Source organism: Streptomyces sp. NPDC006365 (assembly GCF_042870755.1).
In the GTDB taxonomy this organism is placed as follows: Bacteria; Actinomycetota; Actinomycetes; order Streptomycetales; family Streptomycetaceae; genus Streptomyces; species Streptomyces xiangluensis.
This window is the reverse complement of record NZ_JBIAHS010000011.1, coordinates 235,742-251,343: the sequence shown is the minus strand read 5'-3', so window position 1 is coordinate 251,343 and position 15,602 is coordinate 235,742. Positions and strand designations below refer to the sequence as shown.

Annotated in this window: 12 protein-coding genes; 8 read left to right on the top strand and 4 right to left on the bottom strand. The window is 69.8% G+C overall.

What is annotated here, in order from left to right:
* The first annotated feature begins 77 nt into the window (after positions 1-77).
* Both ACFYO0_RS28415 and ACFYO0_RS28410 read left to right on the top strand, forming a co-directional pair.
* Complete coding sequence (locus ACFYO0_RS28415; RefSeq protein ID WP_388681556.1) at positions 78-2,300, top strand: DEAD/DEAH box helicase; 2,223 nt, start codon at positions 78-80, stop codon at positions 2,298-2,300.
* Positions 2,301-2,544: 244 nt separating this feature from the next.
* Positions 2,545-4,125, top strand: a complete 1,581-nt coding sequence (locus ACFYO0_RS28410; RefSeq protein WP_388681554.1) for a S8 family serine peptidase — start codon at positions 2,545-2,547, stop codon at positions 4,123-4,125.
* A gap of 48 nt (positions 4,126-4,173) precedes the next feature.
* On the opposite strand, the gene ACFYO0_RS28405 is transcribed toward ACFYO0_RS28410, so the two are convergent.
* Entirely contained in the window at positions 4,174-5,385 is a 1,212-nt protein-coding gene (locus ACFYO0_RS28405) for a serpin family protein (protein ID WP_388681552.1), read from the bottom strand.
* Positions 5,386-5,418: 33 nt separating this feature from the next.
* Here ACFYO0_RS28405 and ACFYO0_RS28400 point away from each other — a divergent pair, with 33 nt between their 5' ends.
* The 6 genes from ACFYO0_RS28400 (at position 5,419) to ACFYO0_RS28375 (ending at position 12,036) form a co-directional block, all read left to right on the top strand.
* Positions 5,419-6,678, top strand: coding sequence for a DUF4190 domain-containing protein (locus tag ACFYO0_RS28400; RefSeq protein WP_388681550.1), 1,260 nt, complete (start codon positions 5,419-5,421; stop codon positions 6,676-6,678).
* A gap of 166 nt (positions 6,679-6,844) precedes the next feature.
* Positions 6,845-7,597: a GntR family transcriptional regulator gene (locus tag ACFYO0_RS28395; RefSeq protein ID WP_388681548.1), complete on the top strand. Its 753-nt coding sequence runs from the start codon at positions 6,845-6,847 to the stop codon at positions 7,595-7,597.
* A gap of 216 nt (positions 7,598-7,813) precedes the next feature.
* Positions 7,814-8,005 carry an SPOR domain-containing protein gene (locus ACFYO0_RS28390; protein WP_388681546.1) on the top strand — a complete coding sequence of 64 codons (192 nt, stop codon included), beginning with the start codon at positions 7,814-7,816 and terminating at the stop codon, positions 8,003-8,005.
* A gap of 10 nt (positions 8,006-8,015) precedes the next feature.
* A complete protein-coding gene (locus tag ACFYO0_RS28385) occupies positions 8,016-8,441 on the top strand; it encodes a (deoxy)nucleoside triphosphate pyrophosphohydrolase (RefSeq protein WP_388681544.1) in 426 nt (141 codons plus the stop codon).
* A 200-nt stretch (positions 8,442-8,641) separates the two neighbouring features.
* Positions 8,642-9,100: an ATP-binding protein gene (locus tag ACFYO0_RS28380; RefSeq protein WP_388681542.1), complete on the top strand. Its 459-nt coding sequence runs from the start codon at positions 8,642-8,644 to the stop codon at positions 9,098-9,100.
* A gap of 251 nt (positions 9,101-9,351) precedes the next feature.
* Positions 9,352-12,036: a SpoIIE family protein phosphatase gene (locus ACFYO0_RS28375; RefSeq protein WP_388681540.1), complete on the top strand. Its 2,685-nt coding sequence runs from the start codon at positions 9,352-9,354 to the stop codon at positions 12,034-12,036.
* 33 nt (positions 12,037-12,069) lie between these two features.
* Here the strand turns inward: ACFYO0_RS28375 and ACFYO0_RS28370 are convergent, their stop codons facing one another.
* Genes ACFYO0_RS28370 through ACFYO0_RS28360 form a run of 3 tightly spaced genes read right to left on the bottom strand, consistent with a single transcriptional unit; the run spans position 12,070 to position 15,601 of the window.
* Positions 12,070-12,840 (bottom strand): succinate dehydrogenase/fumarate reductase iron-sulfur subunit, encoded by a 771-nt coding sequence (locus ACFYO0_RS28370; protein WP_388681537.1) that lies wholly within the window; start codon positions 12,838-12,840, stop codon positions 12,070-12,072.
* Positions 12,837-14,780 carry a fumarate reductase/succinate dehydrogenase flavoprotein subunit gene (locus ACFYO0_RS28365; RefSeq protein WP_388681534.1) on the bottom strand — a complete coding sequence of 648 codons (1,944 nt, stop codon included), beginning with the start codon at positions 14,778-14,780 and terminating at the stop codon, positions 12,837-12,839. The genes ACFYO0_RS28370 and ACFYO0_RS28365 overlap by 4 nt, the downstream gene beginning before the upstream one ends.
* Positions 14,780-15,601, bottom strand: coding sequence for a hypothetical protein (locus ACFYO0_RS28360; RefSeq protein WP_344394048.1), 822 nt, complete (start codon positions 15,599-15,601; stop codon positions 14,780-14,782). The genes ACFYO0_RS28365 and ACFYO0_RS28360 overlap by 1 nt, the downstream gene beginning before the upstream one ends.
* Position 15,602: the final 1 nt, after the last annotated feature.

Sequence of the window (15,602 nt, the reverse complement as noted above, 5' to 3'; positions counted from 1 at the left end):
AGGATGGCCCTCATCGCGTGAGACGGCGCGGCAACGGCCTGGGAACAGCGCAAGTACGGGGCAGAAAAAGGGGCGGCATGGCACACGGCGAGGGGGCGAACGGCGGCCCCGTGTTCGCGCCCGTGGGGCGGAAGGCGCGCCACGTGCTGGCGCGAGGGGAGCGGCTGCAGCAGGACGCTCGGGCCGTGCTCGACGATCACCGGCGGGCAGTCGATGAGATCCGTGCCGCGCTTGCGCCGATCCAAGCCGAGCTTGTCGTCGAGGAGTTGGCGGGCATTCCCGTTTCGCGGCTGAAGGACGCCACCGAGGGGCGGTTGCGGCTCGCTGCCCTGGAGGCGGCCGGGGTCGGGTCCGTGCGGGAGGTGTATGAGGCGAGCCGGTATGAGTTGCGGCAGATTCCGGGGGTCGGTGCGCAGACCGCCGATCAGGCGCTCGCCGCGGCCCGGCAGATCGCCCGGGCGGTCGAGGAGACGGTGTCCGTACGGATCGATGTCGATCACCCGGAGCCCCGGACCACCGCTCTTGTGATCGCGCTGCGGCGGCTCGTCGAGGCGGGGCCCGAGTTGCGCCGAGCCGTGGACGCAGCCGAGCGGCTGGACCGGAGGCTGAAGGTGCTGCTTCCGGCGGCCCGGCCCGCCGGTGGGCGGCTGCGGATGGCGCTGTCCACGAAGGCCCGGCGGGAGAGCGCGCTCGTCGCGGTCGCGGAACTGCATGAGCTGACGGCCGATTCCGGGGACGTACGACTGCTGCTGGCGCAGGCCTCCACCGATCTGCTGCGCGAGTCCGCCTCAGAGGCCGAGGCGTGGGTCGACTTCGAGCTGCGTTCCACGGAGTACTACAGCCAGCTCGCCGAAGTCGCAGGCAGCGCTCCCGACGTAGCGGCCGCCGAGGGCTTTCTGCCGGCGGAGGTCGCCGAGCGGGTGCATGCGCAGGGGCTCGACGACACCCATCGCCGAGTCTCGCTGCGCGGTTACCAGTCCTTCGGTGCGCGGTTCGCGCTCGCACAGCGGCGGGTGGTGCTCGGTGACGAGATGGGGCTCGGCAAGACGGTCCAGGCCATCGCCGTGCTCGCGCACCTGGCGGCGCAGGGACACAGTCACTTCCTGGTGATCTGCCCGGCGAGCGTACTGATCAACTGGACCCGCGAGATCCGCGCGCGCAGCACCCTTCGGGCGATGCCCGTGCACGGTCCCGAGCGGCAGCACGCGTACGGGGAGTGGCGTGAGCGCGGCGGAGTCGCCGTCACCACCTTCGACGTGCTGCACAGCCTGCCCGCGCCGGACAGAGCGACCGCGCCCCCGGCGGCACTCGTCGTCGACGAGGCCCACTACGTGAAGAATCCCGACGCGCGCCGATCCCGCGCCGTCGCCACCTGGACCGACCGGTGCGAGCGGGTCCTGTTCCTGACGGGTACTCCGATGGAGAACCGCGTCCAGGAGTTCCGTACGCTCGTCCGCTACCTCCAGCCCCAGCTGGTGCCCCACATCCAGGGAGGCGACGCGGGTGGGGGTCCCCCCGCTCGAGCGAAGCCGAGAGTGGGGGAGGGCCCGCACACGTTCCGCAAGTCCGTCGCCCCCGCCTATCTGCGCCGCAACCAGCAGGAGGTACTCACCGAACTGCCCGCGCTGCTCCAGGTCGACGAGTGGGAGGAGTTCAGCGCCGCCGACCAGGAGGCGTACCGCGACGCGGTCGCCGCCGGGAACTTCATGGCGATGCGCAGAGCCGCGTATGCGGACGCCGAGCGGTCCGCGAAGCTGCAACGCCTGCGCGAGCTGGTGTCCGAGGCCGCTGAGAACGGGCTCAAGGTGGTCGTCTTCTCGTACTTCCGGGACGTGCTCGGTGTGGTCCGGCAAGCCCTGGGCGATGGCGCGTTGGGGCCATTGTCCGGTGGTGTGCCGGCCGCTCGCCGGCAGCAGCTGGTCGACGAGTTCACGGCCGCCTCCGGTCACGCCGTACTGCTCTGCCAGATAGAGGCCGGCGGTGTCGGCCTCAACCTCCAGGCGGCGTCCGTCGTGATCCTCTGCGAGCCGCAGGTCAAGCCCACCCTGGAGCACCAGGCCGTCGCCCGCGCCCACCGTATGGGCCAGGTCCGCCCGGTCCAGGTGCACCGCCTCCTCGCCACGGACAGCGTGGACGACCGCCTGCTGCGCATCCTGGAGAACAAGGCCCGCCTCTTCGACGCGTACGCCCGCCGCAGCGATGTCGCCGAGGCGACCCCGGACGCCGTCGACGTCTCGGACGGCACCCTGGCCCGCCGCATAGTCGAGGAGGAGCAGCAGCGGCTGGCCACCGTCACATGAGCGCCCCGCGGCGTCGTTTATGACGTTGTGTCATGACTGGCATATGGCGCCTGTGTTACGTCCGTGCAGGGCTCTTGTGCAATTCCTGTGGAAGCCTCAATCTTTCGGCTGAAGCACAGGGTTGTCCCCGAACTTGGCATGACCCTGTCTTCTTTTGTGTGCCCGCACCAGCCCGCACCACCTGCGTGTGCTCCACCGGCACCACCCCCCACAAGCGCGCCACCGATTGAGGAGGATCCCTCAGATGGCAGTGATGCGTCATGCCCGTCGAAGACTTGCCGGAATCGGCACCGGAATCAGCGCGACGGCCCTTGTCGCCGGCCTTGTCACCGCTCTCCCCGCCCAGGCCGCCGCGGCCCCCGTGGGCCCCGTCCAGTACGCAGACGCACCCGGGACGATCGCGAACAGCTACATCGTGACCCTCGACGCGGACGCCGCGAAAGCCGGTTCCGCGGAGGGGAGGGCACTCGCCAAGGAGTACGGCGCCAAGATCGAGCGTACGTACAAGAAGGCGCTGAACGGTTACGCCGTCGAGGCCACCGAGGCCGAGGCGAAGAGGTTCGCCGCCGACCCGGCTGTAGCCTCCGTCGTCCAGAACCGCACCTTCACGATCACCGCGACCCAGCCCAGTCCGCCCTCCTGGGGCCTGGACCGCATCGACCAGGCGGCCCTCCCGCTCAACCAGAGCTACACGTACGACGACACCGCGGGTGAGGGCGTCACCGCCTACATCATCGACACCGGTGTCCGCATCACCCACACCGACTTCGGCGGCCGGGCGGCCAACGGCTACGACGCCGTCGACAACGACAACACCGCCCAGGACGGCCACGGCCACGGCACGCATGTCGCGGGCACGGTCGCGGGCACCGCGTACGGCGTGGCCAAGAAGGCGAAGATCGTCGGCGTGCGCGTACTCAACAACTCAGGCCAGGGCACCACCGCGCAGGTCGTCGCGGGCATCGACTGGGTGACGAGCAACGCCGTCAAGCCGGCCGTCGCCAATATGAGCCTCGGCGGCCCCACGGACACCGCGATCGACACCGCCGTACGCAACTCCATCGCCTCCGGTGTCACCTACGCCGTGGCGGCCGGCAACGAGTCGACGAACGCCTCGACCCGTTCACCCGCCCGCGTCACCGAGGCGATCACCGTCGGCGCCACCACCAGCACCGACGCCAGGGCCAGTTACTCGAACTTCGGCACCGTCCTGGACCTCTTCGCCCCGGGCTCCTCCATCACGTCCACCTGGGCCACGAGCGACAGCGCGACGAACACCATCTCCGGTACGTCCATGGCTACCCCCCATGTCGCCGGAGCCGCCGCCCTCCACCTGGCGGACAACCCCACCGCCACCCCGGCCGCCGTCCAGACCGCACTGGTCAACTCCGCCACCACCGGAGTGGTCACCAGCCCCGGCACCGGCTCGCCCAACCGCCTCCTGCGCGTTGGCAGCGGCGGCACCACCCCGCCGCCCACCGGCTCGCGCTTCGAGAACGGCGGCGACTACACGATCAGCGACAACGCCACGGTCGAGTCACCGCTCGTGGTCACCGGCGTCACGGGCAACGCACCCTCGGCCCTGAGCGTCCCGGTCAGCATCGTCCACACATACATCGGCGACCTCCAGGTCCAGCTGATCGCCCCCGACGGCACCGCCTACACGCTGAAGGCGTACGGCACGGGCGGCTCCGCCGACAACATCAACACCACGTACACCGTGAACGCCTCGTCAGAGGTCGCGAACGGCACGTGGAAGCTCAGGGTCAGCGACAACGCGGCGCAGGACACAGGACGGATCGACTCCTGGGCGCTCCAGTTCTGAGCCTCGTCAGGAGCCGATCCTCGGCAGCCCAACGTCAATGACGCAACATCAGTAACCCTCGTCCTCGCGGTACGGCTTCGGGTCCGTGACCCAGCCCGCCGCGAGGACGAGGCGCGAGCGGCGGTGGACGGCGAGGAAGGCGAAGGGGCGGTCGAAGCGGGCGTCGATCCTGGTGGTCACGTAGCGGCGTTCAGGCGGTGCGCTGCCGGGAGCAGCGGCGATGGCCGTCACCGCCGCCGCACGGAAGCCCAGCGCGCCGAACCTCGCCATGGTGGACTGCCGTGCCGACCCGACGGCCAGCGGAAAGCCGCTGATTCCGGGAAAGTGTCCGCGCGAGGTGTCGCGCGCCGTCGTGAGGCCGAACATCCGGTGCAGCTCCAGCAGATCGTGGTGCGCCGTCATGTCGTAGGCCACGGTCGTCACGTCCAGCGTCGGCGGCCGGGGCCGCATACGGCTTACCTTCTCGACGCGCAGCCCGGGTCCCGCGTCCCCGTATGGGAGTTGAGGACCGGATACGACCGGATGCGTGTCCTCGAGGATGCCGATGCCAGTCCCCACCACCTGACCCGGCGTCATCGCCTCTTCCCCGAGCAGCAGATGGACGTCGATGCCGGTGCTGCCCAGCACCTTCACCTCCGTGACGCACCCCTCCGGAGTCTCGGCCACGCCAACCCGGTCCAACAGGACGCTGCTGCGGTGCAGCCCCAGGAGCGTACGCCCGCGCCATGGTCCGTGAGCCGCCCGCACGGGGCACTCCTTGAAGGGGCGCAGCCACTGCGTACGCATGGCCAGCGCACTCGCCAGGACCAGCTCGGTGTCCGGCGTCAGCACGACCGGCATGCGCTCGACCAGCCCACCAGTGCGCTGCGCCGCCCATCCGTCCAACGCCGCGCGATCGGTGGCCTCGTCCCCTGTGAGCACCCCGTGCGTCTGAGCGGGCAGCCCTTTCGCCCACTCCGCCCGCAGCTCCAGCGTCCGCCTGGTCCACAGTCCCAGAGCCGAGTCCAGCCCTCGCACCATGCCCAGGGCACCCATCAACTCCCGCCCCGCACAAGCCGCTTCCTCGGCCGGCCGCCCCACCGCCTCGGCCAGCTCCGCGCGCGCTGCGCCACCCGCGCCGTCCGCCAGAAAGGCGAGCAACGGCCAGACCCCGGCGGCAGAGAAGACGGTGCCGCCCGTCGCCGCCTCGGCCCACCGCGCCGTCAGCCCGTTGACCGCGCCGATCGTCGTCCCGGCCGGCACCATTGACGCGTTCGTCATCCGCGTTCCGCCCCCATCCGCCCCACGCTTACCATGCGCCTGTCGTACGTCAGTTCTCGAACCGCTCGGACGAGGAGCACGGTACTAGTGGACATACCTCCGCCCCCTGGGCCCCAGCAGCCCCCAGGCGGCCAGTACCCGCCTCCCGGCCCGTACGGCGCGCAACCCGGCCACGGTCAGGCACCGGGCCCGTACGGCTATCAGCACTGGGGCCAAGGCCACCCCCCGTACACCCCTCCCCTTCCCCCTCCTCCCGTCAATGGATTCGCCATCGCCGCGCTGGTGCTCGGCATCCTCTGCTTCCTGCCGCTGATCGGACTGATCCTCGGCGTCATCGCGCTGGCGCAGATCAAGAAGAAGGGCGAGCACGGCAAGGGCATGGCGCTCGCAGGCGTGATCCTTTCGGGGCTCGGTACGGCCTTCCTCGCGTTCGCATTCGCGAGCGGGGGAGCGGCCGAGTTCTGGGAGCGCTTCAAGGAGGGCGCACAGGAGGGCACGGCCTTCTCCGTCGACAAGGGCGAGTGCTTCGATACGCCGGAGGGCTCGCTGGAGGGCGTGGCGTACGACGTCGACAAGGTGCCGTGCGCGGACAAGCACGACGGTGAGGTCTTCGCGAACTTCCAGATGGGCGACGGCAGTTACCCGGGTGACGCGGCCATCACCGAGGCAGCCGACGAAAAGTGCTACACACTTCAGCCCGCGTACGCGATGGACTCCTGGGCCGTGCCCGACAATGTCGACATCTACTACTTCACCCCTACCCGCCAGAGCTGGGGCCTGGGCGACCGCGAGATCAGCTGCTTGTTCGGCAACAAGGAACCGTCCGCCGGCCTGACCGGCTCACTGCGCAACGACGCGACCACGCTCGACGCCGACCAGATCGCGTACCTGAAGGCGGAACAGATCCACAACGAGGCGATGGAGTCGGCACCCGCGGAGGAGTACGTCGAGGACGACCTGCCCGGTCACAAGCAGTGGGCGGCACGAGTCTCCGGCGCCCTGACCGAGCAGGTCGGCATGCTTCGCGCCCACGACTGGGGCGCCGAAGCGCAGGGTCCGGTCACCGCGCTGGTCAAGGACCTCGACACGGCCCAGAAGGAGTGGCAGCAGGCCGGCAAGGCCGACGACGCGGACGCCTTCTACGAGCACTACGAGAAGGGCGTGAACCTCACCGACCCCAAGCAGACGATCACCGCACGCAAGGCCTTGGGCCTGGCCACGAACCTGCCGACGTACTACGAGGACGAAAACGGCGAAGGCGGCGGCACGGGGGGCGGCGGCGCCGAAGTGTGACCGTCGGCGAGAGCGGATCTCGGCGGCCATAGCCGAGAGAAAGCACCTGGTAAAGACCCGCCACACCCCATGTCATCACATCGAGTGAATCTCTGGCCCTTACTTGCCCAGGGCAACCCTGGGTTGCCACGCTGTTGCTGTCTGTACAACCTGATGGGAGCGGCCAGTGGCATTCGGTGAGCAGCCGGCGTACCTCCGCGTCGCGGGTGATCTCCGCAAGAAGATCGTCGACGGTTCGCTGCCACCCCACACCCGGCTCCCGTCCCAGGCCAGAATCCGCCAGGAGTACGGAGTTTCGGACACGGTCGCCCTGGAGGCCCGCAAGGTGCTGATGGCCGAGGGCCTGGTCGAGGGCCGCTCGGGATCCGGTACGTATGTGCGCGCTCGCCCCGTGCCGCGCCGCATCGCCCGCTCCGGTTACCGGCCGGAGACCGGCGCCACCCCGTTCCGCCAGGAGCAGGCCGACGCCGAGGCGCGCGGCACGTGGGAGTCGCACAGCCGGCAGGCCGAGGCAAGCGCCTCGGTCGCCTCGCGGCTGGCCATCGAGCCTGGTGACCGCGTGATGTGCACGCAGTACGTGTTCCGGGACGGGGGTGAGACGATCATGCTCTCCACGTCCTGGGAACCGCTGGCCGTCACGGGCCGTACGCCCGTGATGCTCCCCGAGGAGGGCCCTCTCGGCGGCATGGGCGTGGCCGAACGCATGGCGGCGATCGACGTCATCGTCGACAACGTCACGGAGGAAGTCGGCGCACGGCCTGGTCTCGCCGAGGAACTCGCCGCCCTCGGTGGCGTTCCCGGCCACGTGGTCCTGGTCATCCAGCGCACGTTCTTCGCGTCGGGCCGACCGGTGGAGACGGCGGATGTGGTGGTACCGGCCGACCGGTACCGGGTGTCGTACCACTTGCCCGTGCGGTAGCCCCCGGCGGCTGGGCGGGGCGCCTACGGGGGTGGGGTGTTGGGTTCGTGGGCGCGAGCAACCGCAACGAACCCGCTCCTGAAAACGAACCCAATCTGTAAAAACCCATGCGCGCTGCGTGAAGGTTAGGCGTAGGCTCGGGCATATGCGGATTGCGGTTGCGGTGTCCTTATGGAGCGGGTCGGAGTGCGGGTCGGAACGCGGAGGGGGAGCGCGATGAGCGACGGCACCATCACGCTGCCCTGGCTCGTCGTACGACGCGACGACAACGGCAACCGCTACACCGTCAGCAGGTGCGCGACCAGGATCGAAGCCGAGAAGATCGCGGGCCGCCTCGAAGGCCACGGCCCCAACCAGCTGTACTTGATCGAGTGCATCGAACAGAACGGCCAGAACGGAAGCCCGTAGTCTCCACCGCATGACGGAACGGATCGTGGTGGTAGGGGCCGCCGTACTGAGCGAGGGCGAGCGCCGCCTGCTCGCCGCCCGCCGCAGCGCACCCCCGGACCTGGCCGGCCGCTGGGAACTCCCCGGCGGCAAGGTCGAACCCGGCGAGACCCCCGAGCACGCCCTCGTACGCGAGCTGCGCGAAGAACTCGGCGTGGAGGCGGAGCCGCTGGCCCGGATCCCGGGGGAGTGGCCCCTGAAGCCCCCGTACACCCTCCACGTCTGGACCGCCCGGCTGCTCCCCGACTCCGCCGACCCGAAACCCCTTGAGGATCACGACGAGTTGCGCTGGCTGGCACCGGACGAGATCTGGGACGTCGACTGGCTGGATCAGGACGTACCGGCCGTCATGGAGGTCGCGCGTCACGCCTGGCAAGATCCGGCACCGGAGGCGTGAGCTCCGCGGCGTGGGGTACGCGGACGCCACCAGTGCTGTGACATACGCAACTCCGTACACCATGCACGCAAGTGTGGGACGTCGTGGCATACGGACTTCGCCCCGTGCGCGCGGCCTCCGCCCGGTACGCCCGAGGCGCCCGTACGCCGTTCGTGCCACAGTGAGCCCCGGCGCGCGGTACTCCGCCCCGCATACCGGGTATGTCCCCATTAACCCCGCGAAACCGGACTACATCCGCTTCAGGCCCGGGAGTGATCCGCGTGATCCACACCGATGGCAAGGTCGCCGAGTGGACCTTCCCCGCGGATCCCGGTTCCGTACGAGCCGCCCGTACCTTCGTCCGGAGCCAGCTGCGCGCCTGGGGCCTCGAATCCCTCGGTGACGTGACCGCGCTGCTGGTCAGTGAGCTGGTCACCAACTCCCTGCAGCACGCCATGGGGCCCATCGACGTTCGCCTCGTGCGCCCCACGGAGCCTGTCGACGGCCTGCTCGTGGAAGTCTCCGACCCCCTGCCGGACCTGCCGCACGAGCGCGCCGCGCGCCCCGAGGACGAGGGCGGTCGCGGGCTCCACCTCGTGGCTTGCTCCGCGCGCCGCTGGGGCACCCGCCCTGGCGCGGCGGGCAAGACGGTGTGGTTCGAACTGGCTCCGCCGGACTGAGCGGTGGCGATTCACGAGTCAGCCGGTGCCGCAAGGGGCTGGCCGGTCCTGAGGGCTTGTAGGAGTCTGTGATTCGACGGGGCGCGCCCTGGTTAGAAGACTGGGAGTGTGTGTCGCGGCCGGTCCAAAATGCATCGGGACCGTGCTGTGATCGTGAACACCGTGTTGTGCGGCGCCGTACTGCTGGATACTGCGGGCAGCCGCCCCCGGTGACCGATGCCGGACGCGGTGAGCTGGAGGGGACGGTTCGCGTGAGCGAGATACCAGCGAAGGCCACGGAGACTGCGGAGTCCATGGAGTCCGAGGACCCGGGGGGCGACGCGAGGGCCGGTGTGCCGGTCAGTGGCGTCGACGGCGGGGTCGACGGCGAGGTCGACGGCGTGGTGTGGCAGAGCAGTCCACCCGGCTCGATCTACGACTACATCAAGGTCGCCTCGTTCTCGATCGGCCCCGACGGCCTCGTCGACCAGTGGAGTCTGCGCGCGGAGAAGCTCTTCGGCATCAGGGCCGAGCGGGCCGTGGGCATGGATCCCATCGAGGCCTTCGTCGATCCCGATCTGCGTGAGCGCGGCCAGCGGAAGATGGCCGAGATCCTCGACGGCCGGGAATGGACGGGCGTCGTCCCCTTCCGGGTGCCGGACGACGCGGAGTCCGGTGCGGGCACGGAGGGACTTGCCGAGGTCTACGTCATGCCGACGCGCACGGAGGAGGGCGAGAAAGCCGCCCTGTGCATCGTCGTCGACGTCCGCACCCTGCGCGGAATTGAGACGGATCTGGCTGCCGCGCAGGCGGTTTTCGGCCAATCCCCGTTCGGCTTCCTGCTGATCGACACGGAGTTCAAGATCCGCCGGGTCAACGAGCGGTTCGCCCTGGTCTTCGGCGGCACCGCCAACGACCACCGCGGACGCACCGTCAGGGACTATCTGGTGCCCCACGAGGCCGAGCGGGTCTCCGCGACGCTGCGCCGCGTCCTGGAGACCGGCGAATCCGTCACCGACATGCAGGTCACGGGCACCGTGCCCGGCTCGCCCGAGCGCCGGAACTGGTCCGTCAACCTCTATCGCGTGGAGAGCGGTGCGGGCCGGCCGATCGGCATCGCCTGGCTGGGCACCGACGTCACGGCGCGTCGTGCCGCCGCCCGCGAGGCCGCCGCTGCCCGGCGCAATCTCGCCCTGCTGAACGAGGCCGGGGCGCGCATCGGCAACTCCCTCGACCTGGAGACCACGGCCCGCGAACTCCTCGACGTGGCCGTCCCCGGCTTCTGCGACCTCGCCTCCGTCGACCTCTACCAGGGGCTGCTCGCCGGCGACGAGACGCCGCCCGGGCTCGCCGACGGGAGCGCGGAGCTGCGCAGGGTCGCCTTCGCCAGCGCCGTCTCCGACGCGCCCTTCATCGGCGGCCCCGAGCCGGTGAACGTCGGCGCCGTGCACCACTTCGCGTTCAACTCGGAGTGCGCGGACGCCCTGCGCACCGCCCGCCCGAAGACCGTCCTCGGCGAGGAGGGTGGCCTGATCCAGTCCACGCTCGCCGTTCCGATGGTCGCGCACGACACGGTCGTCGGCCTCGTCCAGTTCTCGCGTACGAAGGGCAGCGAGCCGTTCGGGGATCGGGATCGCGGCCTCGCGGTCGAACTGGCCGCGCGCGCCGCCGTCTGCATCGACAACGCCCGCCTGTACCGCCGCGAGCACCAACGCGCGTTGATACTCCAGCGCTCCCTGCTGCCCCCGGGCGACCCGGAGGCCTCCGGCCTGGACATCGCCTGCCGCTACCTTCCCGGGAACGCGGCGACCGAGGTGGGCGGCGACTGGTTCGACGTCATCGAACTCCCCGGTCACCGCACGGCCTTGGTCGTCGGCGACGTGATGGGCCGCGGTCTGCGCGCCGCCGTCGCCATGGGTGAACTCCGTACGGCCGTACGCACCTTGGCACTGCTCGACCTCGAACCGGCCGAGGTCCTCTCGGCGTTGGACGAGATCGCCCGCGGCCTCGGCACCCCCGGCGGCATTCAGCAGGCCACCCGCACCGCGGGCCGCCAGTCGCAGCGCGACGCCGACCTCTCCGAGGTGTACCTCGCCACCTGTGTGTACGCGGTCTACGACTCCGTCACGCGCCGCTGCACATTCGCCAACGCGGGCCATCTGCCGCCCGTACTGGTGGAGCCCGGTGAGAACGCGCTGATGCTGGACGTGCCGCCGGGCATGCCGCTCGGTGTGGGCGGAGAGCCGTTCGAGGAGGTGGAGGTCGAACTTCCCGAAGGTTCGCTTTTGGCGCTCTACACGGATGGACTGGTCGAATCGCGCGACCACCCGCTGGACGAGGGTCTGCAAGCGTTCGTGGGCGCTCTGACGGACCCGCCCCACCCGTCACCCGGCCACCACCCGGGGACGGCGGCGTGGCGCGCCGACACCTCCCGATCCCTGGAGGACGTCTGCGACCACGTCCTCAACACCCTCGACACCCATCACGGCGAGGACGACATCGCGCTTCTGATGGCCCGTGTCCAGGGACTGCCCGCCGAGTCCGTAGGCGACTGGACCCTGCCGCGCGAGCCGCGCAGCGTGGGCCGGGCGCGCGAGTTCGCCCGTGGCCAGCTCCTGAGCTGGGACCTCGAACCGCTCGTCGACACCGCGGAGTTGCTGGTCAGCGAGCTGGTGACCAATGCCCTGCGCTACGGCGAGGGTGACATCAGGCTCCGGCTGCTGCTCGACCGCACATTGGTCTGCGAGGTCTGGGACGCCGGCCTGGTCCAGCCCCGCCGCCGCCGCGCCCGCGACACGGACGAGGGCGGCCGAGGGCTGCAACTCGTCGGTCTCCTGAGCGCCGCCTGGGGCTCTCGCCGCACCCCGCGCGGCAAGACGGTCTGGTTCGAACTCCCCCTGCCGAACGGCGACACAGGCCTCACGGACCCGGCGGAAGCCTTGCTGAGCCTGTTCTAGGAGGAGCCAGAGGTCCCAGGAGTCCGGGAGGATCTAGGAGGTACGCCTCTTGATCTTCGACCCCAGCCACACCAGCGGGTCGTACTTGCGGTCGACCGCCCGTTCCTTCAAGGGAATCAGGGCGTTATCCGTGATCTTGATGCCCTCGGGGCAGACCTCGGTGCAGCACTTGGTGATGTTGCAGTAGCCGAGGCCGTGTTCGTCCTGGGCAGTGGTCTTGCGGTCCAGTCCGGTCTCGGACGCCGCGTCCAGCGGGTGCATGTCCAGCTCCGCCACCCGCATCAGGAAACGGGGCCCCGCGAACGCCGGCTTGTTCTCCTCGTGGTCCCGGACCACATGGCAGGTGTCCTGGCACAGGAAGCACTCGATGCACTTGCGGAACTCCTGCGAGCGGTCCACGTCCTCCTGCATCATCCGGTACTCGCCGGGACCGACACCGGCGGGCGGCACGAAGGACGGCACCTGCCGCGCCTTCGTGTAGTTGAAGCCGACGTCGGTAACGAGATCCCGTACAACGGGAAACGCCCGCAAGGGAGTTACCGTGATCGTCTCCTCGCGCGAGAACACCGACATACGCGTCATGCACATCAGCCGCGGCCGGCCGTTGATCTCCGCCGAACACGAACCGCACTTGCCCGCCTTGCAGTTCCACCGCACGGCCAGATCCGGGGTCTGGGTCGCCTGGAGCCGGTGGATGATGTCCAGCACCACCTCACCGTCGTTGACTTCGACCTTGAAGTCCTCCAGGCCACCGCCCTCGGCGTCCCCGCGCCACACCTTGAAGCGGGCCTCATAGCTGCTCACTCGTACAGCTCCTCTTCGGCGAGGTACTTGACCAGCTCTTCCTTGTCGAACAGGGCGAGCAGGTCCTGGCGGATGGGCTCGGTGGTCTCCCGGAGGAGCTTGATCTGGCCGCGTACCGGATCCGTGGCCGCCAAGCCGCCCGTGGGATCGGTCAGCTGGCAGAGCAGGTTGATCCGCCGCCACTCCCGCTCCATCGTCGGATGGTCCTCACGGGTGTGGCCGCCGCGCGACTCCGTACGCTCCAGGGCGGCGCGCGCCACGCACTCGCTGACCAGCAGCATGTTGCGCAGGTCGAGCGCGAGGTGCCAGCCGGGGTTGAACTGCCGATGCCCCTCGACTCCCGCCCGCCGCGCCCGCACGCGGAGGTCTGCCAGCTTCTTCAGCGCCGACTCCATCTCCGCCTCCCGGCGGATGATGCCGACGAGGTCGTTCATCGTCTGCTGGAGCTCCTGATGGAGGGTGTACGGGTTCTCCGGCGGCCGTCCCGCCTCCTCCGCACCCGCCTCGGGGCCCTCCGCGGAGAACGGCCGCAGCGCCTCCGCCGCCGCCGCGTCGATCTGGGCATCGTCCACCGCGGGCCGCTCGCCCGCATCGGTCGCGTACCTGGCGGCGTGCAGCCCGGCCCGGCGGCCGAAGACCAGCAGGTCGGAGAGCGAGTTGCCGCCGAGCCGGTTGGAGCCGTGCATACCGCCCGCGACCTCCCCGGCCGCGAACAGCCCAGGCACCCCGCGCGCCGCCGCCGTGTCCGATTCGACCGCGATCCCACCCATCACGTAGTGGCAGGTCGGCCCGACCTCCATCGCCTCGGCGGTGATGTCGACGTCGGCGAGTTCCTTGAACTGGTGGTACATCGATGGCAGCCGCCGCTTGATCACCTCGGCCGGCATACGGGTCGACACATCGAGGAAGACCCCGCCGTGCGGCGAACCACGGCCTGCCTTGACCTCCGCGTTGATGGCCCGCGCCACCTCGTCACGCGGCAGCAGCTCGGGCGGACGCCGGTTGTTGTCCGGGTCCTCGTACCAGCGGTCGCCCTCCTCCTCGGACTGCGCGTACTTCTCCTTGAACACGTCCGGGATGTAGTCGAACATGAACCGCTTGCCCTCGGAGTTCCGCAGAACCCCGCCGTCCCCGCGCACCGACTCGGTGACGAGGATGCCCTTCACCGACGGCGGCCAGACCATGCCCGTCGGGTGGAACTGCACGAACTCCATGTTGAGGAGGGGTGCCCCGGCCAGCAGCGCCAGCGCGTGCCCGTCCCCGGTGTACTCCCACGAGTTCGACGTGACCTTGAAGGACTTGCCGATGCCACCGGTGGCGATCACGACCGAAGGGGCTTCGAGGACGAAGAATCGGCCGGACTCCCGCTCGTAGCAGAAGGCACCGGAGACCCGCTCCCCGTCCTTCAGGATCCGCGTGACCGTGCACTCCTGGTAGACCTTCAGCCGCGACTCGTAGTCGCCGGTCTCCTTGTGGTCCTCCTGCTGCAACGACACGATCTTCTGCTGGAGCGTGCGGATCAGCTCCAGCCCCGTACGGTCGCCGACGTGCGCGAGCCGCGGGTACTCGTGCCCGCCGAAGTTGCGCTGGGAGATCCGCCCGTCCTTCGTACGGTCGAAGAGGGCGCCCCAGGTCTCCAGCTCCCAGACGCGGTCCGGGGCCTCCTGCGCGTGCAGCTCGGCCATCCGCCACTGGTTGAGGAACTTGCCGCCACGCATGGTGTCGCGGAAGTGCACCTGCCAATTGTCCCCGGCGTTGACGTTGCCCATCGCCGCCGCGATGCCGCCCTCGGCCATCACCGTGTGCGCCTTGCCGAACAGCGACTTGCAGATCACGGCCGTACGCGCGCCCCGCTCCCGCGCCTCGATCGCGGCCCGCAGCCCGGCGCCGCCCGCGCCGACCACGACGACGTCCCACTCCTGCCGGTCAACTACGGGCATCAGAACAACCTCGGATCGTCAAAGGCACCGGACGCGACCAGATACACGTAGAAGTCGGCGAGCGCCACGCTCACCAGCGAGGCCCAGGCGAGCAGCATGTGCCGGGCGTTGAGCTTGCCGACCCACTGCCACATCCGGTAGCGCACGGGGTGCTTGGAGAAGTGCTTGAGCTGCCCGCCGACGATGTGCCGGCACGAGTGGCAGGAGAGGGTGTACGCCCAGATCAGCACGATGTTGACCAGGAAGACCAGGGTGCCGAGACCCATGTGGCCCCACTCGTAGTGCTCGTCGCGGAAGGCGAGCACGGTGTCGTACGTGAGGATGCCGGCGACCAGGATCGCGGCGTAGAAGAAGTAGCGGTGGATGTTCTGCAGGATCAGCGGGAAGCGGGTCTCGCCGGTGTACTTCTTGTGCGGCTCGGCGACCGCGCAGGCCGGGGGTGAGGCCCAGAAACCCCGGTAGTAGGCCTTGCGATAGTAGTAGCAGGTCAGCCGGAAGCCCAGCGGGAAGATCAGGATGAGCAGGGCGGGGGACAGGCCCCACCAGCCGCCGAAGATCTCCCAGTTCGGGCCCGCCCGCATCGGCTCGCAGTTCTCCGCCAGACAGGGCGAGTAGAACGGCGAGACGTACGGCGCCGCGTAGTAGTCGGTGTTCGCGAACGCCCGCCACGTCGAGTAGACGACGAAGGCCAGCAGACCGGCCGCGGTGGTGGCAGGCGCCAGCCACCAGCGGTCCGTCCGCAGATGCGGGGCGGCGATCGCGGCGCGCGTGGGGGTTCTTACGCCGCCGCTGTTCAGTTCGGGTTCCGTACCAGTGGCCAAG